Source organism: Pseudomonas sp. FW305-96 (assembly GCF_058783825.1).
On sequence record NZ_JBYSYW010000007.1, the window covers coordinates 111,367 to 135,888 of the forward strand.

The 24,522-nt window shown below is 64.2% G+C and carries 23 protein-coding genes; 16 read left to right on the top strand and 7 right to left on the bottom strand.

What is annotated here, in order from left to right; genetic code table 11:
• The first annotated feature begins 101 nt into the window (after positions 1-101).
• The 4 genes from AC3WL2_RS07595 to AC3WL2_RS07610 are packed head-to-tail and all read left to right on the top strand — an operon-like array spanning position 102 to position 4,610.
• On the top strand, positions 102-1,457 hold the full coding sequence (locus tag AC3WL2_RS07595; protein ID WP_102681789.1) for a M16 family metallopeptidase: 1,356 nt from the start codon (positions 102-104) through the stop codon (positions 1,455-1,457).
• Positions 1,450-2,943, top strand: a complete 1,494-nt coding sequence (locus AC3WL2_RS07600; RefSeq protein ID WP_102681790.1) for a M16 family metallopeptidase — start codon at positions 1,450-1,452, stop codon at positions 2,941-2,943. Before AC3WL2_RS07595 ends, AC3WL2_RS07600 begins: the two co-directional genes overlap by 8 nt.
• Positions 2,943-3,557 carry a 16S rRNA (guanine(966)-N(2))-methyltransferase RsmD gene (gene rsmD / locus AC3WL2_RS07605; RefSeq protein ID WP_102681791.1) on the top strand — a complete coding sequence of 205 codons (615 nt, stop codon included), beginning with the start codon at positions 2,943-2,945 and terminating at the stop codon, positions 3,555-3,557. The genes AC3WL2_RS07600 and rsmD overlap by 1 nt, the downstream gene beginning before the upstream one ends.
• 60 nt (positions 3,558-3,617) lie before the next feature.
• Positions 3,618-4,610, top strand: coding sequence for a hydrolase (locus tag AC3WL2_RS07610; protein ID WP_102681792.1), 993 nt, complete (start codon positions 3,618-3,620; stop codon positions 4,608-4,610).
• A gap of 70 nt (positions 4,611-4,680) precedes the next feature.
• Here AC3WL2_RS07610 and AC3WL2_RS07615 read toward each other — a convergent pair whose 3' ends face one another.
• Together AC3WL2_RS07615 and AC3WL2_RS07620 are read right to left on the bottom strand one after the other, a co-directional pair.
• On the bottom strand, positions 4,681-5,535 hold the full coding sequence (locus tag AC3WL2_RS07615) for a sulfurtransferase (RefSeq protein ID WP_102681793.1): 855 nt from the start codon (positions 5,533-5,535) through the stop codon (positions 4,681-4,683).
• A 34-nt stretch (positions 5,536-5,569) separates the two neighbouring features.
• Positions 5,570-6,235, bottom strand: coding sequence for a TetR/AcrR family transcriptional regulator (locus tag AC3WL2_RS07620; protein WP_102681794.1), 666 nt, complete (start codon positions 6,233-6,235; stop codon positions 5,570-5,572).
• Positions 6,236-6,380: 145 nt separating this feature from the next.
• On the opposite strand from AC3WL2_RS07620, the gene AC3WL2_RS07625 reads away from it, so the two are divergent.
• The 6 genes from AC3WL2_RS07625 to ggt all read left to right on the top strand — a co-directional run bounded on the left by AC3WL2_RS07625 (position 6,381) and on the right by ggt (position 12,552).
• Positions 6,381-7,811, top strand: coding sequence for a coniferyl aldehyde dehydrogenase (locus tag AC3WL2_RS07625; RefSeq protein WP_102681795.1), 1,431 nt, complete (start codon positions 6,381-6,383; stop codon positions 7,809-7,811).
• Positions 7,811-8,296, top strand: a complete 486-nt coding sequence (locus AC3WL2_RS07630; protein WP_102681796.1) for a twin-arginine translocation pathway signal protein — start codon at positions 7,811-7,813, stop codon at positions 8,294-8,296. The genes AC3WL2_RS07625 and AC3WL2_RS07630 overlap by 1 nt, the downstream gene beginning before the upstream one ends.
• 23 nt (positions 8,297-8,319) lie before the next feature.
• A complete protein-coding gene (locus AC3WL2_RS07635) occupies positions 8,320-9,918 on the top strand; it encodes a GMC family oxidoreductase (RefSeq protein ID WP_102681797.1) in 1,599 nt (532 codons plus the stop codon).
• 111 nt (positions 9,919-10,029) lie between these two features.
• A complete protein-coding gene (gene coaD, locus AC3WL2_RS07640) occupies positions 10,030-10,509 on the top strand; it encodes a pantetheine-phosphate adenylyltransferase (protein ID WP_023631729.1) in 480 nt (159 codons plus the stop codon).
• A gap of 109 nt (positions 10,510-10,618) precedes the next feature.
• On the top strand, positions 10,619-10,870 hold the full coding sequence (locus AC3WL2_RS07645; RefSeq protein WP_011531711.1) for a YfhL family 4Fe-4S dicluster ferredoxin: 252 nt from the start codon (positions 10,619-10,621) through the stop codon (positions 10,868-10,870).
• Positions 10,870-12,552 carry a gamma-glutamyltransferase gene (ggt, locus tag AC3WL2_RS07650; RefSeq protein WP_173862406.1) on the top strand — a complete coding sequence of 561 codons (1,683 nt, stop codon included), beginning with the start codon at positions 10,870-10,872 and terminating at the stop codon, positions 12,550-12,552. The genes AC3WL2_RS07645 and ggt overlap by 1 nt, the downstream gene beginning before the upstream one ends.
• Positions 12,553-12,669: 117 nt before the next feature.
• Here the strand turns inward: ggt and mutM are convergent, their stop codons facing one another.
• Both mutM and AC3WL2_RS07660 read right to left on the bottom strand, forming a co-directional pair.
• A complete protein-coding gene (gene mutM / locus AC3WL2_RS07655; protein ID WP_023631621.1) occupies positions 12,670-13,482 on the bottom strand; it encodes a bifunctional DNA-formamidopyrimidine glycosylase/DNA-(apurinic or apyrimidinic site) lyase in 813 nt (270 codons plus the stop codon).
• A gap of 3 nt (positions 13,483-13,485) precedes the next feature.
• A complete protein-coding gene (locus AC3WL2_RS07660; protein WP_173862409.1) occupies positions 13,486-14,304 on the bottom strand; it encodes an HDOD domain-containing protein in 819 nt (272 codons plus the stop codon).
• A 231-nt stretch (positions 14,305-14,535) separates the two neighbouring features.
• Between AC3WL2_RS07660 and AC3WL2_RS07665 the strand changes: the two genes are divergently transcribed.
• On the top strand, positions 14,536-15,732 hold the full coding sequence (locus AC3WL2_RS07665) for a class I SAM-dependent rRNA methyltransferase (protein ID WP_102681799.1): 1,197 nt from the start codon (positions 14,536-14,538) through the stop codon (positions 15,730-15,732).
• Positions 15,733-15,811: 79 nt separating this feature from the next.
• Here AC3WL2_RS07665 and AC3WL2_RS07670 read toward each other — a convergent pair whose 3' ends face one another.
• On the bottom strand, positions 15,812-16,759 hold the full coding sequence (locus AC3WL2_RS07670; protein ID WP_102681835.1) for a GlxA family transcriptional regulator: 948 nt from the start codon (positions 16,757-16,759) through the stop codon (positions 15,812-15,814).
• Between the two features lie 146 nt (positions 16,760-16,905).
• On the opposite strand from AC3WL2_RS07670, the gene choX reads away from it, so the two are divergent.
• From choX to AC3WL2_RS07690, 4 genes are all read left to right on the top strand, one after another.
• On the top strand, positions 16,906-17,850 hold the full coding sequence (gene choX / locus AC3WL2_RS07675) for a choline ABC transporter substrate-binding protein (protein ID WP_102681800.1): 945 nt from the start codon (positions 16,906-16,908) through the stop codon (positions 17,848-17,850).
• Positions 17,851-17,974: 124 nt separating this feature from the next.
• Complete coding sequence (gene cdhC / locus AC3WL2_RS07680; protein WP_102681801.1) at positions 17,975-18,859, top strand: 3-dehydrocarnitine:acetyl-CoA trimethylamine transferase CdhC; 885 nt, start codon at positions 17,975-17,977, stop codon at positions 18,857-18,859.
• Between the two features lie 20 nt (positions 18,860-18,879).
• Positions 18,880-19,845, top strand: coding sequence for an L-carnitine dehydrogenase (locus AC3WL2_RS07685; protein ID WP_102681802.1), 966 nt, complete (start codon positions 18,880-18,882; stop codon positions 19,843-19,845).
• Between the two features lie 10 nt (positions 19,846-19,855).
• Positions 19,856-20,323: a thioesterase family protein gene (locus AC3WL2_RS07690; protein ID WP_102681803.1), complete on the top strand. Its 468-nt coding sequence runs from the start codon at positions 19,856-19,858 to the stop codon at positions 20,321-20,323.
• A gap of 190 nt (positions 20,324-20,513) precedes the next feature.
• On the opposite strand, the gene AC3WL2_RS07695 is transcribed toward AC3WL2_RS07690, so the two are convergent.
• Positions 20,514-21,827, bottom strand: a complete 1,314-nt coding sequence (locus tag AC3WL2_RS07695) for a hypothetical protein (protein WP_146022588.1) — start codon at positions 21,825-21,827, stop codon at positions 20,514-20,516.
• Between the two features lie 983 nt (positions 21,828-22,810).
• On the opposite strand from AC3WL2_RS07695, the gene AC3WL2_RS07700 reads away from it, so the two are divergent.
• The gene (locus AC3WL2_RS07700; RefSeq protein WP_031315015.1) at positions 22,811-23,068 is read left to right on the top strand and encodes a hypothetical protein; all 258 of its coding nucleotides are present in this window, start codon (positions 22,811-22,813) and stop codon (positions 23,066-23,068) included.
• 106 nt (positions 23,069-23,174) lie between these two features.
• On the opposite strand, the gene gbdR is transcribed toward AC3WL2_RS07700, so the two are convergent.
• Positions 23,175-24,281 (bottom strand): choline metabolism transcriptional regulator GbdR, encoded by a 1,107-nt coding sequence (gene gbdR, locus AC3WL2_RS07705; RefSeq protein ID WP_028688457.1) that lies wholly within the window; start codon positions 24,279-24,281, stop codon positions 23,175-23,177.
• Positions 24,282-24,522 lie beyond the last annotated feature (241 nt).

Below are 24,522 nucleotides of genomic sequence, written 5' to 3' on the forward strand. Positions count from 1 at the left end.
CGGCGACAGGCATGGTCGCCAGGCAACCGGATCAGTATCCTAGCACCTCCTGGCCCGCCGACGCTAAACCCAAGCGGGCCGCCGAACAGGTTGAACACCGTATGAATGCTCTAGCCCGCCGCGCCGCTGGCCTGTTGCTCGGCACGCTGTGCCTGCCGCTGGCGGCTTTCGCCGCCGATGTGCAACCCACCCACGAATTCATCCTCGATAACGGCCTGAAAGTGGTCGTGCGCGAGGACCACCGGGCGCCGGTGGTGGTTTCGCAGATCTGGTACAAGGTCGGTTCCAGCTACGAGACGCCGGGCCAGACCGGCCTGTCCCATGCCCTGGAACACATGATGTTCAAGGGCAGCGCCAAGATCGGCCCCGGCGAGGCCTCGCGCATCCTGCGCGATCTCGGCGCCGAGGAAAACGCCTTCACCAGCGACGACTACACCGCCTACTACCAGGTGCTGGCCCGCGATCGCCTGCCGGTGGCCCTGGAGCTCGAAGCCGACCGCTTGGCCAGCCTGCGCCTGCCAGCCGACGAATTCAGCCGCGAGATCGAGGTGATCAAGGAAGAGCGCCGCCTGCGCACCGACGACCAGCCCAATGCCAAGGCCTTCGAGCTGTTCCGCGCCATGGCCTACCCGGCCAGCGGCTACCACACGCCGACCATCGGCTGGATGGCCGACCTCGAGCGCATGAAGGTCGAGGAGTTGCGTCATTGGTACGAGTCCTGGTACGCCCCGAACAACGCCACCCTGGTGGTGGTCGGCGACGTCAAGCCAGACGAGGTCAGGGCCTTGGCGCAGAAGTACTTCGGCCCCATCCCCAAACGCGCCGTGCCGCCGAGCAAACTGCCGCTGGAACTGGCCGAGCCGGGCCAGCGCCTGCTCACCCTGCACCTGCGCACGCAACTGCCCAGCCTGATCTACGGCTTCAATGTCCCGGCCCTGGCCACCGCCAAGGACCCGCGCAGCGTCAACGCCCTGCGGCTGATCTCGGCCCTGCTCGACGGCGGCTATAGCGCCCGCATGCCGGCACGCCTGGAGCGCGGCCAGGAATTGGTGGCCGGTGCCTCCTCCAGCTACAACGCCTTCACCCGCGGCGACAGCCTGTTCATGATCTCGGCCACCCCCAACGTGCAGAAACACAAGACCCTGGCCGAAGTAGAGAAAGGCATCTGGCAGTTGCTCGACGAGCTCAAGACCACGCCACCGACCGCCGAAGAGCTCGAGCGCGTACGCGCCCAGGTGATCGCCGGCCTGGTCTACGACCGCGACTCGATCAGCAGCCAGGCCACCACCATCGGGCAACTGGAAACGGTCGGCCTGTCCTGGAAGCTGATCGACAGCGAACTCGACGACCTCAAGCGCGTGACCCCGGAGGACATCCAGGCCGCCGCCCGCACCTATTTCACCCGCGAACGCCTGAGCGTTGCCCATGTACTGCCCGAGGAGTCCGCTCATGAGTGATCGCAGCGCACCCCGTTACACCCTGTTCGGCCTGGCGATCATCGTGCTGGTGGTGGCCATCGCCGCGCTGCTGGCGCGCCCTGCCCAGTCCGACAGCCAAAGCCAGGCCGACGCCGCGGCCCGCCCGGCCAACACCCTGCAATCGCTGGCCGAACTGGACGGCAAGGCCCCCAGCCGACGCCAGTTGAACATCCAGCACTGGACCACTGCCGAAGGCGCCCGGGTGCTGTTCGTCGAGGCCCGCGAGTTGCCGATGTTCGACCTGCGCGTGACCTTCGCCGCCGGCAGCAGCCAGGACGGCGGCACCCCAGGCCTGGCCACTCTGACCAACGCCATGCTCAACGAGGGCGTGGCCGGCAAGGACGTCACCGCCATTGCCGAAGGCTTCGAAGGCCTGGGCGCCGACTTCGGCAACGGCTCCTACCGCGACATGGCCGTGGCCTCGCTGCGCAGCCTCAGCGCCACGGAAAAACGCGAGCCGGCGTTGAAACTGTTCACCGAGGTGGTGGGCCAGCCGACCTTCCCCGAGGACGCCCTCAAGCGCATCAAGAACCAGTTGCTGGCGGGCTTCGAGTACGAGAAGCAGAACCCGGGCAAGATTGCCGGCAAGACGCTGTTCGCCAATCTCTATGGCCAGCACCCCTATGCCAGCCCCAGCGACGGTACCGCCGAGTCCATTCCAGGCATCACCCTGGCCCAGCTGCGCACTTTCCACGGCAAGGCTTACGCCGCCGGCAACGCGGTGATCGCCCTGGTCGGCGACCTCAGCCGCGGCGAAGCCGAGGCCATCGCCGCGCAGGTCTCTGCCGGCCTGCCCAAGGGCGCTGCACTGGCCAAGCCGGAGCAACCGGTCGAGCCCAAGCCGGGGATTACGCATATCGACTTCCCGTCCAAGCAGACTCACCTGATGCTGGCCGAGCTGGGCATCGACCGCAACGACCCGGACTGGCCGGCCCTGTCGCTGGGCAACCAGATCCTCGGCGGTGGCGCCTTCGGCACCCGCCTGATGAGCGAGGTTCGCGAGAAACGCGGCCTGACATACGGCGTGTACTCGGTCTTCAGCCCGATGCAGGTGCGCGGCCCGTTCATGATCAACCTGCAGACCCGCGCCGAACTCAGCGAGGGCACGCTCAAGCTGGTCCAGGATATCCTGGCCGACTACCTGAAGAGCGGCCCGACCCAGCGGGAACTGGACGATGCCAAGCGCGAGCTGGCCGGCAGCTTCCCGCTGTCCAATGCCAGCAACGCCAGCATTGTCGGCCAGCTGGGCGCGATCGGCTTCTACAACCTGCCGCTGAGCTGGCTGGAGGACTTCATGCAGCAGTCCCAGGCACTGAGCGTCGAGCAGGTCAAGGCCGCCATGAACAAGCATCTCGCGGCGGACAAGCTGGTGATCGTCACCGTCGGCCCGAAGGTGGCGCAGCAACCGCTGCCGGCCCCCACTGACAAACCCGCCGAGCAGCCGCTCGGCGTACCGGAGCACTAATGGCAAGACCCAACACTCCCGCGCGCCCGGCCTCGGGCGCCAGCAAGGGCCCCGGCCAGTTGCGCATCATCGCCGGCGAATGGCGCAGCCGCCGCCTGGCCGTGCCGGAAGGCGAAGGCCTGCGGCCAACCCCTGATCGCGTGCGTGAAACTTTGTTCAACTGGCTGGCCCCCTACATCCAAGGCGCCCTTGTGCTCGATGCCTTCACCGGCAGTGGCGCGCTGGTGCTTGAAGCCCTGTCCCGTGGCGCGAAGGATGCCGTGGCGCTGGACAGCAACCCTACGGCCATCGCCAACCTCAAGGAAAACCTTGAAGTGCTGCGCTGCCCGCGTGGGCAGATCCTGCAGACCGACGCCCTGCGCTACCTGCAAGGCTCGGCCAAGCAGCAGTTCGACGTGGTGTTTCTCGATCCGCCGTTCCACCAGGACCTGCTGGCCAATACCTGCCACCTGCTGGAGCAGGGCCAGTGGCTGCGCGAGCAGGCGTGGATCTATACCGAAAGCGAAGCCGTGCCCTCTTCGCTGCCAATGCCAGGCAACTGGCGCCTGCACCGCGAGAAGAAGACCGGCCAGGTGCATTACGCCCTGTGGCGGCGCGCGGCTGGCGACCAATAGCACAGGCGCGAGGGCGGTGTTTCATGGCACTCTAGGCAGGCACATCACGAGCCGCTCAGCATGCCCAGCCTCACCGCCACCTTCCGCCCGGCCGCCGGCCTGTCCAACCCCCACTTGCAGACATTGTGGGGGCCACTCTGGCGCAAGCTCCCGGACCTGCCGCGCAATCGCGAGCGTCTATGGCTGGCGGACGGCGATTTTCTCGACCTCGACTGGCACGGCCCGCACCAGGCCGATGCGCCCTTGGTGCTGGTACTCCACGGCCTGACCGGGTCGTCCAATTCGCCGTATGTCAAAGGCCTGCAACTGGCCCTGCAGGCACGCAGCTGGGCCAGTGTCGCGGTGAACTGGCGCGGCTGCTCGGGCGAACCCAACCTATTGGCGCGCAGCTACCATTCCGGGGCCAGCGAAGACCTGGCCGAAACCATCCGTCACCTGCGGGCGCAGCGGCCGCTGGCGCCGCTGTATGCCGTGGGCTATTCGCTGGGCGGCAATGTGCTGCTCAAGTACCTGGGTGAAAGCGGCGCGGCCAGCCAGCTGGAGGCAGCGGTAGCGGTGTCGGTGCCGTTTCGCCTGGACCAGTGCGCCGACCGTATCGGCCTGGGTTTCTCGAAGGTCTACCAGGCGCATTTCATGCGCCAGATGCTGGCCTACGTGCAGGACAAGCAACAGCACTTCCGCGACAAGGGCCACCATGAAGGGCTGGCCACCCTCGAACGCCTGGGCCCGCTGCGCAACCTGCGCACGTTCTGGGACTTCGATGGCAAGGTGACCGCGCCCCTCAATGGCTTCAGCGATGCCCATGACTACTACCGGCGCGCCTCCAGCCGCTACTACCTGGGCGAGAACCGCACACCGACGCTGATCATCCACGCCAACGATGATCCGTTCGTGTTTGGCCACAGCTTGCCCGATGCCAGTGAGCTGGCGGCGCAGACGCAGTTCGAACTGCACAGCCGGGGTGGGCATGTGGGGTTCGTCGAGGGCAGCCTGCGCAATCCGGAGTACTACCTGGAACGGCGGATTCCGCAGTGGCTGATGGAAGGGCGATAGGCCCCATCCAGGATCATCAGGTGAAGGAAGGCTTTGTGGGCGCGGCGCTGCGCCGATCCCACATCAGGACTCACTCGCCAGTGGCTACGCCGCGCCTCGGATCATTGATCCACTCACTCCACGACCCGGCATACAACCGCCCCAGCGGATAACCCGCCAGCGACAGGGCAAACAGGTTGTGGCAAGCCGTCACGCCAGAGCCGCAATAAGCCACCAGGTCCTCCGGCGACCGATCGCCCAGTTTTTCGGCAAACCGCTGTTTCAGCTGGGCGGCCGGCAGGAACCGCCCGTCCGCGCCAAGGTTGTCGGTGAATGCCGCGCATCGGGCGCCAGGGATATGCCCGGCCACCGGGTCGATCGGCTCGACCTCGCCACGGAAGCGCGGCAGGCCGCGCGCGTCGATCAAGGTCATCGCGGGGTCGTCCAGGCGCTTGGCCAGGTGGGCGGCATCGATCAGCAGCGCCATGTCCGGCTCACCGCTGAAATTGCCTTCGCGCCGTACCGGCGGGTCGAGGCTCAGCGGCAGGTGGGCGGCGTGCCAGGCCTTCAGGCCGCCATCGAGGATGAACACCGCGTCGCGCTTGCCCAGCCAGGCCAGCAGCCACCAGGCACGGGCGGCAAAGGCGCCGGGGCCGTCGTCGTAGAGCACCACCTGGCTGTCGTTGTCCACGCCCCACTCGCGAAGGCGCTCCACCAGCCGCTGCGGGTCGGGCAGCGGGTGGCGGCCTGTGCTGCCCTTGAGCACCGGCCCGCTCAGGTCGCGTTCGAGGTCGGCGAAGTGCGCCCCGGCAATATGCCCTTCGGCGTAGCTGCGTTGGCCATAGTCGACATCTTCCAAGGCAAAGCGGCAGTCGAGGATCACCAGGCCGGGCGCGTCCAGGCGTTCGGCCAGCTGTTGCGGGGTGATCAATTGCGCGAGGGGCATGACAATCTCCTGATGAATGGCTCGAAACCCCGGATCAATGCTCCAGGGCCTGGTTGAACGGGACATGGAACTCAGCACACAGCGCCTGTACCGCGGCACGCGCGGTCGGGGTGACATACCCCAGCTCCAGCACCACCACCTGATAGACGCCGCGCTTGAACGCTTCTTCACCCAGGTGCGCGGAATGCTCGCGGGTGGTGCTGAGAAAACGCACCCAGGAAGTCAGCACGATCCAGGCGTTGATGGTCAGCGACTCCACCTGCGCGGCGTCCATGTTCAGGATGCCGGCCTCGACAAAGCCGCGGTAAATGGCCTGCCCCTGCTGCAGACAGCGCTGCGAGAAGCGCCGATAGCGGGCCGCCAGTTCCGGGTCGCTGTCGAGCAGGTGCTCGAGGTCGCGGTGCAGGAAGCGGTAGTTCCACATCGCCGCCAGCAGCGCCTTGAGGTAGAAGCGCTTGTCTTCGACGGTGGCGGTGCGGCCCTGGGGCGGGCGCAGGAAGCTGTCGACCAGCGCTTCGTACTGATTGAACAGCACGGCGATGATCGCCTGCTTGTTGGGGAAGTGGTAGTACAGGTTGCCGGGCGAGATTTCCATGTGCGCGGCAATGTGGTTGGTGCTGACGCAACGCTCGCCCTGCTGGTTGAACAGCTCCAGGCTGCTCTGCACGATGCGCTCTCGGGTCTTCATGCGCGGGGCCATGCTCAGCTCCAGTCTCCAGCGTGTAAGGATCGGGCCCATCTTACGGCTTCCAGCCCGTCGGGTGCACCGCCGATCAAGTGAAAAAGGTGCACGATGGTACCAGTTAGAGTATATGCTCTATTCACTCGTCAGCCCCGGAGCCGCCATGACCTCGCCTGCCGTACTTCCCCCCGTACAATCCGACCTCGACCTGCAAGCGACGTTCGACGCTCAACGACAGGCGTTCTCCGGCAACTCGATGCCCCCGGCCACGCAACGCCGGCAGTGGTTGAAAAGCCTGCGCGAGGCGCTGCTGGCGGACCAGGAGCACCTGATTACAGCTATCGATGCCGACTTCAGTGGCCGCAGCCGTGACGAAACCCTGCTCGCCGAACTGATGCCGTCGGTCATGGGCCTGCGCGACGCGGAGAAACAGCTGGGCCGCTGGATGCGTCCATCACGGCGCAAGGTCGGCCTGGCCTTCCATCCCGCCAGCGCCCGGGTGCAATACCAGCCACTGGGCGTGGTGGGGATCATCGTGCCGTGGAACTACCCGCTGTTTCTCGCCATCGGCCCACTGACCGGCGCCCTGGCCGCCGGCAACCGGGTGATGCTCAAGCTCAGCGAGTCGACCCCGGCCAGTGGTCAGGCCCTCAAGAACCTGCTTGAGCGCGTGTTCCCCAATGATCTGGTGAGCGTGGTGCTGGGCGAGGTGGAAGTCGGCCAGGTTTTTGCCCGCCTGCCCTTCGACCACCTGCTGTTCACCGGCGCCACCAGCGTCGGCCGCCATGTGATGCTGGCCGCCGCGCAAAACCTCACGCCAGTGACCCTTGAGCTGGGCGGCAAGTCGCCGGCTATCGTCTCGGCCGACGTGCCGTTGGACACCGCCGCCGAACGCATCGCCTTCGGCAAGACCCTCAACGCCGGCCAGACCTGCGTCGCCCCCGATTACGTGCTGGTGCCCCGCGAGCGCCTGGGCGCCTTCGCCGACGCCTACCAGCGCGCTGTGCGCCGCCTCTATCCGCGCCTGACCGGCAACCCCGACTACAGCGCGATCATCAACGAGCGCCAGCTTGGCCGCCTGAACCGGTTGCTGGACGATGCCCGCGAGCAGGGTGCCCAGGTGATCGACCTCTATCCCGACGAGCCGCGCCAGGGTCGCCGGCTGCCCCCTCACCTGCTGCTGGACGTAAACGACAGCATGCAGGTGATGCAGGACGAGATTTTCGGCCCCCTGCTACCCGTGGTGCCCTACGAGCGCCTGGGCGACGCCCTGGCCTACATCAACCAGCGACCTCGCCCCCTGGCGCTCTACTACTTCGGCTATGACCGTGGCGAGCAGGCCCGGGTACTGCGCGACACCCACTCCGGCGGTGTCTGCCTCAACGACACCCTGCTGCATGTGGCCCAGGATGACCTGCCATTTGGCGGCATCGGCCCGTCCGGTATGGGCCACTACCACGGTCACGAAGGTTTCCTGACCTTCAGCAAGGCCAAGGCCGTGCTGGCCAAGCAACGCATCAATGCCGCCAAGGTGATCTACCCGCCCTATGACAAGGCCTTGCAACGGCTGGTCTACAAGCTGTTCATCCGCTGATGCAGCGCCGCGACCTGCTGCGCTTCGGCCTGGGCGCCAGCCTGTTTCTGGGGGCGACCAGCCTGATCGGCTGCAGCCAGCAGAGGCCGTCGGCGGGTTACCAGGCGCTGCGCGACGACGACCTGCCGCTGTTGCAGGCACTGATTCCCGTCGTGCTGGCCGGTACCCAGGCGCCCACGGCGTCTGTGCTGCAAAGCCTCGACCACAAGCTGGCGGCGCTGTCGCCCGCCATGCTCAAGCTGACCCGACAATTGTTCGACGTGCTGACCCTGTCCCTCACTCGCGGACCACTGACCGGGGTCTGGGGCGGCTGGGCCGATGCCACCGGTGCCGAGGTTGAACGCTTCCTCGAACGCTGGCGCGACAGCTCGTTGAACCTGCTGCGCCAGGGTCACGCCTCGTTGCTGCAACTGCTGCTGATGGCCTGGTACGAACGCCCCGAAGCCTGGGCGGCGTGCGGCTACCCCGGCCCACCCAAGATCTGAACACCAGACAAGAGCACCGCCAAATGCCCGCCCCCGACCCATTCCGCCTAGGCCTCGAAAGAGGCTGGATCACCCACGATGGCTCACGCCTGGAACAGGACCTGACCCTCACTGCCGACGTCGCCGTCATCGGCAGCGGCGCAGGCGGCGCCACCACCGCCGAAGGGCTCAGCGCCGCTGGCTTGAAGGTGCTGCTGATCGAGGAAGGGCCGCTGAAGACCAGCAGCGACTTCCACCTGCTCGAGCACGAAGCCTACGCCGACCTCTACCAGGAGGGCCTGGGCCGTCTGAGCAAAGACGGCGCCATTACCATTCTGCAGGGCCGGGCGGTGGGCGGCACTACCCTGGTCAACTGGACATCGAGCTTTCGCACACCGCCACAGACCCTGGAACACTGGGCGCGCGAGCATGGGGTCAAGGGCCTGGACAACGACACCCTGAAGCCGTGGTTCGAGCGCATGGAGCAGCATCTGGGCATCAGCCCCTGGGCGATGCCGCCCAATGCCAACAACAACGTGTTGCGTCGCGGCTGCGAGGCGCTTGGTCACCGCTGGGCGGTGATTCCGCGCAACGTGCGCGGCTGCTGGAACCTGGGTTACTGCGGCATGGGCTGCCCGGTCAACGCCAAGCAGTCGATGCTGGTCACCAGCATCCCGGCTACCCTGGAGCACGGCGGCGAGCTGCTCTACCTGGCCCGTGCCGAGCGGTTCAATCATGACGGCCAGCGCATCGACCACTTGCAATGCCAGGCCCTGGACGCCCGGGGTATCCAGCCCACAGGCCGCCAGGTTCGCGTACGCGCCCGCCACTATGTACTTGCCGGCGGCGGTATCAACAGCCCGGCACTGCTGCTGCGCTCAGACGCGCCTGACCCGCACCAGCGGCTGGGCAAGCGCACCTTCCTGCACCTGGTCAACTTCAGCGCAGCACAGTTCGAAGCGAAGATCGACCCGTACTACGGGGCGCCGCAATCGATCTACAGCGACCAGTTCCAGTGGCAGGACGGTGTCACCGGCCCAGTGGGCTACAAACTCGAAGTACCACCGTTGCACCCGGCCCTGGCCAGCACCCTGCTCGGCGGCCATGGCCAGGACAATGCCCAGCGCATGGCCGAACTGCCCCACACCCATGTGATGCTGGCGCTGTTGCGCGACGGCTTCCACCCCGACAGCCCCGGCGGCCAGGTAGAGCTGCGCGGCGATGGCTCGCCTGTGCTGGACTACCCCGTCACCGACTATCTGCGCGACGGCCTGCGCCGGGCCTGGCACAGCATGGCGCAGATCCAGTTCGCCGCCGGTGCCCGCCATGTGATGCCGGTGCATGGCGATGCTCGCTATGTCAGCGACCCGGCACAAGCCCAGGCGCTGATCGACGGCCTGCCCCTGGAACTGCTGCGCATGCGCCTGGGCAGCGCCCACGTCATGGGCGGCTGCGCCATGGGCGAGGATCCGCGCCAGGCCGTGTGCGACAGCCTGGGCCAGCATCACCAGCTGGAAAACCTGTCGATCCACGACGGTTCGCTGTTCCCCACCAGCATTGGCGCCAACCCGCAGCTGTCGGTGTACGCCCTGACGGCCCTGCTCAGCGATGCGCTGATCGGCCGCCTGGCACGTGGCGCATGACAGCCAATAGCCACGCTGTCTATAGTGCCATCAGCCGGCCTCACGACTTGGCCGGGCGCAATCGCTGCGCTACCATCCGACTCCCCAACGCACTCCAGCCAGGATGACGCGATGAACCGAGTGTTGTACCCGGGTACTTTCGACCCCATTACCAAAGGCCATGGCGACCTGGTCGAGCGCGCCTCGCGCCTGTTCGACCATGTGATCATCGCCGTGGCGGCCAGCCCGAAGAAAAACCCGCTGTTCCCCCTGGAACAGCGGGTCGAACTGGCCCGCGAGGTCACCAAGCACCTGCCCAATGTCGAAGTCATCGGCTTCTCCTCCCTGCTGGCGCATTTCGCCAAGGAAAAAGGCGCCAACGTATTCCTGCGCGGCCTGCGTGCCGTGTCCGACTTCGAATACGAGTTCCAGTTGGCCAACATGAACCGCCAGCTCGCGCCGGACGTCGAGAGCCTGTTCCTCACGCCGTCGGAGCGCTATTCGTTCATTTCCTCGACATTGGTTCGGGAAATCGCCGCGTTGGGCGGTGATATCAGCAAATTTGTGCACCCGGCCGTGGCCGACGCGCTGACCGAGCGCTTCCGCAAGTAACCCTCGCGGTCACGATGTCGCGCCCGCGTGCACTGCGGGCGCGAATCCGGCACAATTGCGCCCATCGCTTTGAAACATGCCCGGGCCCGATGCCCAGGCCGGAGTCCCCATGTCCCTGATCATCACCGACGATTGCATCAACTGCGACGTCTGCGAACCCGAGTGCCCGAACGCCGCCATCTCGCAAGGCGAAGAGATCTACGTGATCGACCCGAACCTGTGCACCCAGTGCGTGGGCCACTACGACGAGCCACAGTGCCAGCAGGTTTGCCCGGTAGACTGCATCCCCCTGGATGAAGCCCACCCGGAAACCGAAGACGAGCTGATGGCCAAGTACCGCCGGATCACCGGCAAGGCCTGATGCCGTTCGTCGCCGCGTTACAGCGCGCAGCCCTAGGCGCCTGCCTGGCCCTGCTGGCGTGCGCCGCCCAGGCGCAAGGCCCCGGGCGTGCGGCCATCGCCAGCCCGCACAGCGAGGCGACCTCGGCGGCGCAACAGATCCTGCAACAAGGCGGCAACGCCTTCGACGCCGCCGTGGCCATCAGCGCCACGCTGGCCGTGGTCGAGCCCTATGGCTCGGGCCTGGGTGGCGGTGGTTTCTTCCTCCTGCGCGAGAGCGGCGTCACGCTCCGGTATACCTTCCTCGATGCGCGCGAACGCGCCCCGGCCGCGGCCCGTGCGGACATGTACCTCAAGGACGGCAAGGTGCAGCCCGGCCTGTCGATCAACGGGCCGCTGGCCGCCGCGATCCCCGGCCTGCCCCAGGCCTTGGCCGACCTCGCCAGCACCCACGGCAAGCTACCGCTCAAGGACAGCCTGGCCCCGGCCATCCGCCTGGCCAACCAGGGCTTCGCCGTCGACCGCATCTATCGCGATCGCGCCACCATGCGCCTGAGTGCCCTGCGCGACGATGCCGAAAGCGCACGGCTGTTCCTCAGTGACCACGACGTGCCGGCCCTGGGCACGCTGATCCGCCAACCCGAACTGGCCGCCACCCTGCAAGCCATGGCCGAGCAGGGCCGCGACGGTTTCTACCGTGGCCCGATGGCCCGCCGCCTGGTCGAAGGCGTGCGCCAGGCCGGCGGTATCTGGACCCTCGACGACCTCGCCGGCTACCGTACGGCGTGGCGTGAACCGCTGCGTTATCCACTGGCCGACCAGCGTGAACTGATCAGCAGCCCGCCGCCTTCGGCCGGCGGCGTGGCCCTGGCACAAAGCCTGGCCATGCTGCAGCGCCTGCCCTGGCAGAGCGCCGAGCCCGTGCAACGCAGCCACTATGTGATCGAAGTGCTGCGCCGCGCCTACCGCGACCGCGGCCTGCTCGGCGACCCGGACTATGTGAGCAACCCGATCAACCGGCTACTGGCGCGCCAGTACCTGACTGGGCTGGCCGACAGTATCGATGTGCACCAGGCCACCCCCAGCACCGCGCTGCCGCCCTCACCGGCCTGGCGAGAAGGCGACCACACCACTCATTTCGCGGTGATCGATGGTGACGGCAACGCCGTGTCCGCCACGCTGTCGGTCAACCTGCCATTTGGCGCGGCGTTCAGCGTGCCTGGGACTGGTGTGGTGCTGAACAACGAGATGGACGATTTCGCCGCCGACCCAGCCGGCAGCAACAGCTATGGCCTGGCCGGCAGCCAGGCCAATGCGGTGGCGGCGGGCAAGCGTCCCCTGTCGAGCATGAGCCCGACCTTCATCGAAAGCCCCAGCCAGCTTGCCACTTTCGGCACGCCGGGCGGCAGCCGCATACCCAGCATGGTGCTGCTGTCGGTGCTGGGGTTCCTGGAGGGCCGGCCGGTGGCCGAGTGGCCGGCGACACCGCGCTATCACCATCAGTACCTGCCGGATGTGGTGGAACATGAGCCGGGCACGTTCAGTGCGCGGCAGAAGGCCGAGCTTGAAGGGCGCGGGTATCGGTTGAAGGATGTCGGGCGTCAGTACGGCAATCAGCAGGTGCTTTATTGGGACAAGGCTGGCGGGACTGTGGAGGCGGCCAGCGACCCGCGGGGCGTGGGACGGGCGGCGATCGTCGACTGATCCGCTCTCGCCTGTACCGGCCCTATCGCCGGCAAGCCGGCTCCCACAGGGGCCGCGCATGCCTTCAACTTGTGGGAGCCGGCTTGCCGGCGATAGGCCGCAACGCGGCCTCGGAACTCAACGCTGGCATTTCGGGCAGAACACGCTCGCCCGCTGGCCCAGCTTCACTTCGCGCAGCTCGGTGCCGCACAGTTTGCACGGCTGCCCACGACGCCCATACACGAACAGCTCCTGCTGGAAGTAGCCCGGCTGGCCATCGCCACCGATGAAGTCCCGCAAGGTGGTCCCGCCCTGTTCGATGGCCGCCGCCAATACTCGCTTGATCTCGATCGCCAGCTTCAGATAGCGCGCCCGTGAAATCCCGCCTGCTTCGCGGCGCGGGTCGATCCCGGCGGCGAACAAGGCCTCGGTGGCGTAGATGTTGCCCACGCCGACCACCACCGCGTTGTCCATGATGAACGGCTTGACCGCCATCGAGCGCCCCCGGGACAGCTGGAACAGGCGCTCACCGTCGAACAGGTCGGTCAGCGGCTCAGGTCCCAGGCGGATCAGCAGCTCATGATTGAGTGGATCGAGGCTCCACAGCATCGCCCCGAAGCGGCGCGGGTCGGTGTAGCGCAGCATCAGCCCCGACTCGAGCTCGATGTCCACATGTTCGTGCCTTGCCGCCGGCAAGCCCAGCTCGACCAGGCGCAGGTTGCCCGACATGCCCAGGTGACTGATTAGGGTACCGACCTCGGCGTTGATCAGCAGGTACTTGGCACGGCGCTCGACACTGACGATGCGCTGCCCCGACAGGCGCACGTCCAGGTCTTCCGGGATCGGCCAGCGCAGGCGCCGGTCACGCACCACCACGCGGCTGACCCGCTGGCCTTGCAAATGAGGCGCGATGCCGCGCCGCGTGGTCTCGACCTCTGGCAGTTCCGGCATGGCTCAGTGCCCGCCCAGTTCGCGGATGTTCTGCTTGAGCTGCTCGAAGTCGTATTCGGTCAGGCCGATGTAGTCCAGCACCAGCGGGCCAACCACGTCCCACTCGTGGTCCACGGCCTGGTTGCCCAGCACGCGGTAGGAGGCACAGATGTGCTCGGACATCTTCAGCACCGCCAGCAGGTTCTTCAGTTGGGTCTGGGTATTGCGCGAGGACTCGTCGCGGAACACCGCCAGGGCGTTGTGGTGGTTGGCGATGGCCGCGCTGATGTGTTCCGGCAGGCGCCAGGACTTGGCAGTGAAGTAGCCGACTACCGAATGGTTGGTGTTGAACACGCGGTTCTCGGTGTCCACCACGCGGATCTCGTCATTGGCCTTGGCGTAGGACTCTTCCAGCACCTCCATGTAGTTGGGGAAGCGCTTGTGCATCAACGGCACGCCGCAATCGTGGAACAGGCCCAGGGTGTAGGCCTCGTCCACGGCCTGGATGCCGGTGCGCTTGGCCAGGGTGAGGCAGGTCATGGCCACGTCCTGGGCGGTGTCCCAGAAACGGTTGAGGGTGACGATGGTCTCGTCGCTCATCTCGCCTTTGATCGACTGGGCATTGATCAGGTTGATGATCGAGCGGCTGCCCAGCAGGTTTACCGCGCGCTGGATCGAGCCGATCTTGTTCGCCAGGCCGAACTGCGCCGAATTGACCAGCTTGAGCAAGGCGCCGGACAGGCCCGGGTCCTGCGCGATCAACTTGGCGATGGTCTCCAGGTCCGGGTCGGGCATGTACTGCTCGAACTGCAGGTCGACCATGATCTGCGGCTGTGGCGGGATGGTGATGCCCTGCAGGGCTTGCTGGATCTGTTCGGCGGTGAGTTCCTGGGACATACGTGCATTCTCGCTGGGGACGGGGGATTCTAACCCTGTACGCCGGCAGGGTAACTAGCAGTGGATCGTTGGATCCCAGAATTTCTTTAGCCGTGGGCGCAGACCACTTGGTCGCACCCACCAGCGAATCTGGGGCCAACGCGGTATAATCCCGCTCTTTTTTCCCGGAGCGACGTCATGTCCCTGCCCAGCCTTCGCCTCAAAGCCAATGCCGACCGCCGCCTGCGCGCCGGCCACCTGTGGGTCTACAGCAATGAAGTCGATGTTGCCGCGACCCCGCTGCAAGGCCTGAAGGCCGGCCAGCAGGCCATTCTCGAAGCTGCCAACGGCAAGCCGCTGGGGGTTGTGGCCATGAGCCCGAACAACCTGATCTGCGCCCGCCTGCTGTCGCGCGATGCCAAGCTGCCGCTGGACAAGTCGCTGCTGGTACACCGCCTGAACGTGGCCCTGTCGCTGCGCGAGCGCCTGTTCGACAAGCCGTGCTATCGCCTGGTGTATGGCGACTCCGACCTGCTCCCAGGCCTGGTGGTCGACCGCTTCTTCGACATCCTCGTGGTCCAGCTGGCCTCGGCCACCATGGAAGCGCACAAGGATGAGGTGATCGCCGCGCTGGTGCAGGTGCTCAAGCCCAGCGGCATCCTGTTCAAGAACGACTCCGCCGCCCGCGACGCCGAAGGCCTGGAGCGTTGTGTCGAGACCGTCTACGGCGAAGTGCCGGACTGGGTCGCGCTGGAAGAGAACGGCGTCAAGTTCGAAGCCCCGGTGCGCGAAGGCCAGAAGACCGGTTGGTTCTACGACCACCGCATGAACCGCGCCCGCCTGGCCCCCTACGTCAAGGGCAAGCGCGTGCTCGATCTGTTCAGCTACATCGGCGGCTGGGGCGTGCAGGCCGGCGCGTTCGGCGCCAGCGAAGTGTTCTGCGTGGACGCCTCGGGCTTCGCCCTGGATGGCGTCGAGCGCAATGCCGCGCTCAACGGCATCAGCGAGAAGCTGACCTGCATCGAAGGCGACGTGTTCGAAGCCCTGCGCGAGCTGAAAGCCGCCGAAGAGCGCTTCGACGTGATCATCGCCGACCCGCCCGCCTTCATCAAACGCAAGAAAGACCTGAAGAACGGCGAGGCCGCCTACCGCCGCCTCAACGAACAGGCCATGCGCATGCTCACCAAGGACGGCATCCTGGTCAGCGCCTCGTGCTCGATGCACCTGCCCGAGGACGACCTGCACAACATCCTGCTGACCAGCGCCCGCCACCTGGACCGCAACCTGCAACTGCTCGAGCGCGGCGGCCAGGGCCCGGACCACCCGGTGCACCCGGCCATCGCCGAGACCCGCTACATCAAGAGCATCACCTGCCGCTTGCTGCCCAACAGCTAAGCTTTACCGGCTTCCACAGGTTTCGCGCTGCGCGGCACTTGTGGAAGCCGGCTTGCCAAGGCTCGACCCGCTCCAGGCGTCATGACGGCAGCGCCAACCGTCGATCCTCCCTGGGACAGCGTTCGAACCGTGCCCGATAACAGCGGGTGAAGTACGACGCCGATTCGAATCCGCACGCGACCCCCACCTCCAGCACACTCATGTCGGTCTGACGCAGCAACTGCCGGGCCTTGTCCAGCCTCAGCCGCAGATAGAAGCCACTGGGCGTGTCATCCAGGTACAGGCGAAACAACCGCTCCAGCTGCCGCCGGGTCACCTGCACGCCATCGGCCAGCACCTGAGTATTGAGTGGCAGCTCAGTATTGCGCTCCATCTCGCCGATCACCTTCACCAGCTTCTTGTTGCGCAACCCATAGCGCGTGGCGATTTCCATGCGCTGGTGATCCTGGCGCGGGCGGATGCGCCCGAGCACGAACTGCTCGGACACCTGCACCGCCAGTTCGCTGCCGTGGGCCTGGGCGATCAGGTCGAGCATCAGGTCGATGGAGGCCGTGCCGCCGGCGCAGGTGATGCGTCGGCGGTCGATCTCGAACAGCTCCTGGGTCGCCTGCAGGCGTGGATAACGTTCCTTGAACGCCTCCAGTGCTTCCCAATGCAGGGTGGCCCGGTGACCATCGAGCAGGCCGGCCTCGGCCAGTATCATGGCGCCCGTGTCGATCCCGCCCAGCACCACGCCCTCATGGTCGAGACGACGCAGCATGTGCTGCAACTTCAATCCATAGCACGCCAGTGGCTCGAAACCGGCCACCAGCAGCAACAGGCGCCCGTGTTCACCCTCCCCCAGCGCGCCGTCGGCATTCACCGACATGCCGTTGCTGGCCTGCACCGCACCACCGTCCAGGCTCAGCACACGCCAACGGTACAGCGGGCCACGAAAACGGTTGGCCACGCGTAGCGGCTCGATGGCGCTGATGAAGCCCATGGCGGAGAAGCCTGGCAGCAACAGGAAGTCTATGGTTTGCGGCATCGCGTGCTCCGCGGCAAAGGTGGTCGCCTCCGTGCAAGTGTTGGTCGCCAGGATGCGATTTTCCACCCTGCTGCCAGCGTAGCGTGTTCTCACGGCCCGCAGAGGCCGGATCCGATAACAATACGCACTGCCGATGGAGAGCCACCATGCATCGCTTTATCCGCCGCAGCCTGTTGTCCCTCGCGCTCAGCACTACCGTAGCCACTCCGCTTTTCGCCGCCGAACCCGCCGCCTGCAAGGATGTGCGCCTGGGCGTGGTCAACTGGACCGATGTAATCGCCACCAGCGCCATGGCCCAGGTGCTGCTCGACGGCCTGGGTTACCAGACCAAGCAGACCAGCGCCTCGCAGCAGATCATCTTCGCCGGCATCCGCGACAAGCGCCTGGACATGTTCCTCGGGTACTGGAACCCGATCATGACCCAGACCATCACGCCGTTCGTCCAGGCCGGCCAGGTGAAGGTGCTCGACAAGCCCAGCCTGGAAGATGCCCGCGCCACCCTTGCCGTACCGAAATACCTGGCCGACAAGGGCCTGAAGACGTTCGCCGACATCCACAAGTTCCACAAGGAGCTGGGCGGCAAGCTCTACGGCATCGAGCCCGGTTCCGGCGCCAATACCCAGATCAAGGCGATGATCAGCAAGAACCAGTTCGACCTCGGCAAGTTCCAGCTGGTCGAGTCCAGCGAGGCCGGCATGCTCGCCGCCGTCGACCGCGCCGTGCGGCGCAAGGAGGCGGTGGTGTTCTTCGGCTGGGCGCCGCACCCGATGAACGTGAACATCGACATGGTCTACCTGGGCGACAGCCAGGACGCCCTCGGCCCGGACGAGGGCCGCGCCACGGTGTGGACGGTGACCGCGCCGGACTATGCCCAGCGCTGCCCCAACGCCCATCGTCTGCTGGCCAACCTCAGCTTCAGCGCCGAGGACGAGAGCCGGATGATGCAGCCACTGCTCGACCACAAGGACGCGCTGGAATCCGCGCGCCAGTGGCTCAAGGACCACCCCGAAGACAAGGCCCGCTGGCTTGACGGGGTGACCACCTTCGACGGCAAACCGGCCGCGGACAACCTCAAGCTCACCGCCAACTGACACCGCCTCAGCGCTGGCAAGCCAACACCCACGGGACTTCCACACGACCAGGGTTCATCACCAACCCTGTGGGAGCCGGCTTGCCGGCGATAGGGCCAGCAAAGACACCACGAGGAACTGATCAATGAACCACGACGTCATCATCACCTGCGCCCTCACCGGTGCCGGCGACACGGTCGCCAAGAGCCACCTGGTCCCGGTCACGCCGAAACAGATCGCCGAGTCCGCCGTCGAAGCCGCCAAGGCCGGCGCCACGGTGGTCCACTGCCACGTCCGTGACCCGCAGACCGGCCGCTTCAGCCGCGACGTCAACCTCTATCGCGAGGTGATGGAACGCATCCGCGAGGCTGACGTGGACATCATCGTCAATCTCACCGCCGGCATGGGCGGCGACCTGGAGATCGGCCCCGGTGAATCGCCCATGGAATTCGGCTCGGGCACCGACCTGATCGGCCCGCTGGAGCGCCTGGCCCATGTCGAAGCGCTGCTGCCGGAGATCTGCACCCTGGACTGCGGCACCCTCAACTTCGGTGATGGCAACGCCATCTATGTCTCCACCCCAGCGCAGCTGCGTGCCGGCGCCAAGCGCATCACCGAGCTGGGCGTGAAGGCCGAGCTGGAGATCTTCGACACCGGCCACCTGTGGTTCGCCAAACAGATGATCAAGGAAGGCCTGCTGCAAGACCCGCTGTTCCAGCTGTGCCTGGGCATCCCGTGGGGCGCCCCGGCCGACACCACCACCATGAAGGCCATGGTCGACAACCTGCCTGCCGACGTTACCTGGGCCGGTTTCGGCATTGGTCGCATGCAGATGCCGATGGCTGCCCAGGCAGTGCTGCTTGGCGGCAACGTGCGGGTCGGGCTGGAAGACAACCTGTACCTGGACCGTGGCGTGCTGGCCAGCAACGGCCAACTGGTCGAGCGGGCCGCCGAGATCATCACCCGCATGGGTGGCCGTGTGCTTACCCCGGCCGAAGGCCGGGAAAAGATGAACCTCAAGCGTCGCTAATATCCCCGCAGGAGCCAGATATGCCTTTCATCACCGACATCAAGACTTTCGCCGCACTGGGTAGCGGCGTGATCGGCAGCGGCTGGGTCGCCCGTGCCCTGGCCCATGGCCTCGACGTGGTCGCCTGGGACCCAGCGTCCGGTGCCGAGGCCGCGCTGCGCAAGCGCATCGCCAACGCCTGGCCGGCGCTGCAAAAACAAGGCTTGGCACCCGGCGCATCGCAGGATCGCCTGAGGTTCGTGGCCACTATCGAGGAATGCGTGCGCGACGCCGATTTCATTCAGGAGAGCGCCCCCGAACGCCTGGACCTCAAGCTCGACCTGCATGCGAAGATCAGCGCCGCCGCCAAGCCCGACGCAATCATCGGCTCCAGCACCTCGGGGCTGCTGCCCAGCGAGTTCTACGAGTCAGCGACTCACCCCGAACGCTGCGTGGTGGGGCACCCGTTCAACCCGGTCTACCTGCTGCCACTGGTGGAAATCGTCGGCGGTCGCAAGACCAGCCCTGAAGCCGTCGAAGCTGCGAAAAGCATCTACACCAGCCTGGGCATGCGCCCGCTGCATGTGCGCAAGGAGGTCCCCGGTTTTATCGCTGATCGACTGCTCGAAGCGCTATGGCGCGAAGCCCTGCACCTGGTCAACGACGGTGTCGCCAGCACCGGCGAGATCGACGATGCGATCCGCTTTGGCGCCGGGCTGCGCTGGTCGTTCATGGGTACGTTCCTCACCTACACCCTGGCTGGAGGCGATGCCGGCATGCGCCACTTCATGGCCCAGTTCGGCCCGGCATTGAAGCTACCCTGGACCTACCTGCCAGCGCCGGAACTGACGGACAAGCTGATTGACGATGTGGTGGAAGGCACCTCGGAGCAATTGGGCGAACGCAGCATCGCCGCGCTGGAGCGTTATCGTGACGACACCCTGCTGGCGGTGCTGGAAGCGGTGAAAACCAGCAAGACCAAACACGGCATGGCCTTCAGCGACTGAGGAGAAAACGATGCCCGCCCTGATCACCTACCGCACCCGAGTGTTGCCCGAGTGGGTCGACTACAACGGCCACCTGCGCGACGCCTATTATCTGCTGATCTTCAGCTACGCCACCGATTCACTGATGGAGCGCATCGGCCTGGACGCCGATGCTCGCGGCCAGAGCGGACATTCGCTGTTCACCCTGGAGGCGCATATCAACTACTTGCATGAGGTGAAGCTTGATAGCGAAGTGTGGGTGCAGACATACATCATCGGCTTCGACAAGAAGCGCCTGCACCTGTACCACAGCTTGCACAGAAGGAATTTTGAGGAAGCGCTCTGCGCCAGCGAGCAAATGCTCCTGCATGTGGATATGGTCGGGCCAAAGTCTGCGTCTTTTGGGGCAAAATCCATTGAGCAACTGGAAAACCTGGTCAATAGGCAAGATAGCCAACCGCGCTCACTGTACGTTGGCCGAACCATTCGCATTCGTTAAACGTAAGATCAGAGTCGAGCGGGAAGGTCACCTCGATCACCACCATGTCTTCCCACTCTAGCGCCGTGAGTGGTTAGTTCGTTTTCTTCATCAGCTCGGTACATATGGCAAAGCTGAGCGTGATCAAAAATAAGCTAATGAATTAAGCGCTCGGGACACTAGGCCCACTTATCGGATCTCAACCTTGAATTCACGGATAAAATTTGGACACATCATCCCGAACCTCATTGAAACGACGAACATTATCATTATGTTCCTTAGTACCCAAAGGAACTGAAGCAAAAGTAGCATCAGGATCAGAAAACTGGCCAATCTCATAATGATCACATACTTTATTTTCGCAATCAAACTTACCCATTATCGTGTGATACTTAGTACCCTGGACAAAAAGCTCGTGTGCAAATCTGTAAGGAGGATCACCTAGATTTGGATCTCCAGGCTTCCAGGTATGTTCCCCGCCAAGGAGATGCCCCAACTGATGTGTCAGTATATCTGAGTCGTGCAGTGGATTGATCAAAGCGAAGGCAGTTTCCTTTCTGGCCGAGGGATAGGCCTTGCCACCGAAAAAAAGATAAGCTACTGCAGTGACGACCAAATCAGCCCGATTCGATTCTCGAAGCTCAGCAACTTTTCTTGCAGCAGGCGTGTCTGGCCCACGGATCGCTCTCAGCACGTTTGCTGGATCACCTTCAAAGTCAGACTCTTTAAAATCCAAGGCAAAATACCCCGCATACTCAAACTCAAGATCAACTTGACTTCTCTGGAATTCCAGAGAACTCGCTGCTAACTTTGAACGAATTTTGGATTCAAAAGCCGGATCAAGCTTACGCGCCTCGTCCGTACTTACGAACATAACTCGGATCTTACTACGCGCTTTGGGCTGCGAACCACTCACTGCTTTTTTCAGTTCTTTATCATGCGATTCATATAAAGGATCACAACCCAAATCATTCCCTGATCCAACTTTAATAATAGCATATCGCCCCGCACCCGCATTTTCCAAACGATAAAGCTGTCCTGGTAGGTGTATTTCCCCACTCAGGCGCTGCCCTTGGCGCACTAGCATAATTCTGCTGACAGGATCTACGTCGACCTCACCAGAAGATGCGTAGCGTTGTTTTCGATCGGAAACGATGTCTCCAAACCAGTACACTGCATCGTTACTTTCCTCATAGACATTACGTTGCTGGAATTTTACAATATCTCCATTTGGCAGCGGCACCGAAAACCGGCCAACTCCTGACTTGACCAAGGCCGGATTGATATCAATGAAACGCGCATCTTCTATGTTTCTCGACTGTTTCAGTGCCTTCAGGAAATTCACATCCGCATCGCTGGAGGCTAGCGTCGACAAACCCTGGAGATCCATCGACTCCTTGATGTCATAGAGTCTTTGCTCATCATTTGCTGATGAAGCCTGCGCATGGCTTGCCACTCCACAGGCCGACAGCAGAAGCGCCTGTAAACATGCAAAAAGCCACGTAACCCTTCGTTGAGTAATCATCCTATTTTCCCTGAATAGATGCAAAAGCAGGAAACAACCCGGCTCAATGCAAATGCTTAAGCATGACAAAAAACCAGCAGCAAGCAGCCTTAGCGAGCGAGCTTCCAGCCCTTGATCTTAGTTATCTTACCGAGCAGCTCCCTATTCCACCACGTCACCTCCAAGGGCTGAAGAAACTCAGGATAACCACTCACCGTCTTCATATGCGCGATAGTCCTTACAATTCTGTTGTTATCGGGAAGCGCCCCCTGAACGCACAGCACATCCTCACCTTCCGCCGTCTGAAGACAAACGACGTGAACGCCTTGCCAGCCCCCAAATACAATCGATCCGAGTTCAGGCACATATTCTCTACCTCGCTCCCTACACCAAGCTTCAGAGACACGACAACCATTCTCATCCACCGCTTTCAGCACCGCGGGACATATTGGCGCCGTTCCATTATCAGGCAAAGGTGTCGAGCATAGATGTCCGCTCACGCCCCAAAGCCCCGTATAAAAACTAACACTCAGATTGTTCGCAGACGGCGTCGCGTCCTCGGTTCTCATGGTGGAACACCCCGAAGAAACAAAGATCAACACAGTCCATAGCAACACAGCATGAATTCCACTCAATTTTATCACTTCCTTAACTCCCTATCCTAAAGCCGGCTCTCGGACAAAAACATCTGCCGCCCTAATGAAACTTAACTAGCAGGCAGCCCGCAACTGGCAAAATTATCAGGTACGTCGAGTGACCAAAAAAATCCCGGAGAGCCGTGAACTTCCGGGATCAAGAGCGAGCAGCATCCATTGCGCATGAAGTGAAGGTGACCAAACCTTCGGTGCCGTGAATGGCTTCAATGTGCGGCCTTCCCGCCCCCTCGATTTAGCCGTAAACGACCTGTTCTTAGCCAAAGCGGCCATTGCGGCAATCTGTCCTTGCCGACCTGTCGTGTGCGCCACAGAATCGGTCGGAAACGACAGCAGCAAAGGACAACAGCCATGATGCACGCGGATCTGATCGACCAGGACGACTTGCTGGGCCAACTGCGCTCGCGGGGTTTCGACATTCCGGCCGGCGCAAGTGCCGAGCAGGCCTGCGAGGTGGTGGTGCGGGGGCTGACCGAGCCCAATGCGCGGGCGCTCAAGGGCATGGTCGAGCAGATGTACACCGGCAGCGCGACGATCCTGCCAGCGGTACGCCAGGCCATCGACAAGCAGCTGTTACCGGCGTTGGCGCAGTACAACACGCGCGCTTGAGGCCATCGGGAAAAGTGGGCGCAAGATTTGTGGGAGCGGGCCTGCCCCGCGATTGAACCATCGCCGGGCAGGCCCGCTCCCACAAGCTCGTCAAATCCGACCGCGTCTAGAGGCGCACACTGGCGAAGGTCGACTCGTTGCGCGCCTGGCTCAGCGCCGCCATCGGCCCGCTGTGGGGCGACAGCGCCATTGCCTGCGGGATCGGCATCATTGCCACCTGCTGGGTGGTGTTCGAGCCCACGCGCTCGTCACGCGGCGGAATGCCAAAATACTCGCGGTAGCACTTGGAGAAATGTGGCGTGGAAACAAACCCGCACACAGAGGCCACCTCGATGATCGACATCGGCGTCTGCTTGAGCAGTTGCCGGGCGCGGATCAGCCGCAGCTTGAGGTAGTAGCGCGACGGCGAGCAGTGCAGGTACTTCTGGAACAGGCGCTCGAGCTGGCGCCGCGACACCGCCACATAGACCGCCAGCTCGTCGAGGTCGATCGGCTCCTCGAGGTTGGCTTCCATCAGCGCGACGATTTCCTGCAACTTCGGCTGGTTGGTGCCGAGCATGTGCTTGAGCGGCACGCGCTGGTGGTCCTGCTCGTTGCGGATGCGCTCGTAGACGAACATCTCGGAGATCGCCGCCGACAGCTCGCGGCCGTGATCGCGGCTGATCAGGTGCAGCATCATGTCCAGCGGCGCGGTGCCGCCGGAGCTGGTGAAGCGGTTGCGGTCGAGGGTGAACAGGCGGGTGCTCATGTTCACCCGCGGGTAGGCCTCCTGCATCGCCGCCAGGCATTCCCAGTGCACGCTGCAATCGAAGCCGTCGAGCAACCCGGCGCAGGCCAACGCCCAGCTGCCGGTACACACCGCGCCAAGGCGACGCGACTGGCGGGCCTGGGCTTGCAGCCAGGTGACGTGCTCACGAGTGACGGTGCGCTGGATGCCGACGCCACCGCAAACGATCACGGTGTCTATCGGCGGGGCACTGTGCATGGCCGCGTCGGGGGTAATCTGCAGGCCGTCGCTGGCCCACACCTGGCCACCGTCGACGGTCAGGGTGTGCCAGCGGTACAGCTCGCGGCCGGACAGCTGGTTGGCCATGCGCAGCGGCTCGACCGCCGACGCCAGGGAAATGAGGGTGAAGTTGTCCAGCAGGAGAAAGCCGATGGACTGGGGTGCTGTGCGGTTCTGGGTTGGGGTCCCGGAGGTGTACGACGTCATCGCGATTTCTCCTCACACAATGCAGGGTGTGCCTCAGGCGAGCACTGTTCTTGTAATGGCCCCGTTTCGTATGCAGGGGCTTTGCCAATCTCAACGCAAATGGCATGCCTGAATTTGAACGCCCATCCAATAAAACCCAAAAGCGACGTCGGCACGCGCCTTCCAGCGGCCTGGGCAATCAGCCTTGCGTCAAACGCAAACAGGCGAGCCAGCGCCTCTGCGCGTCACCCCTGAGCAAATT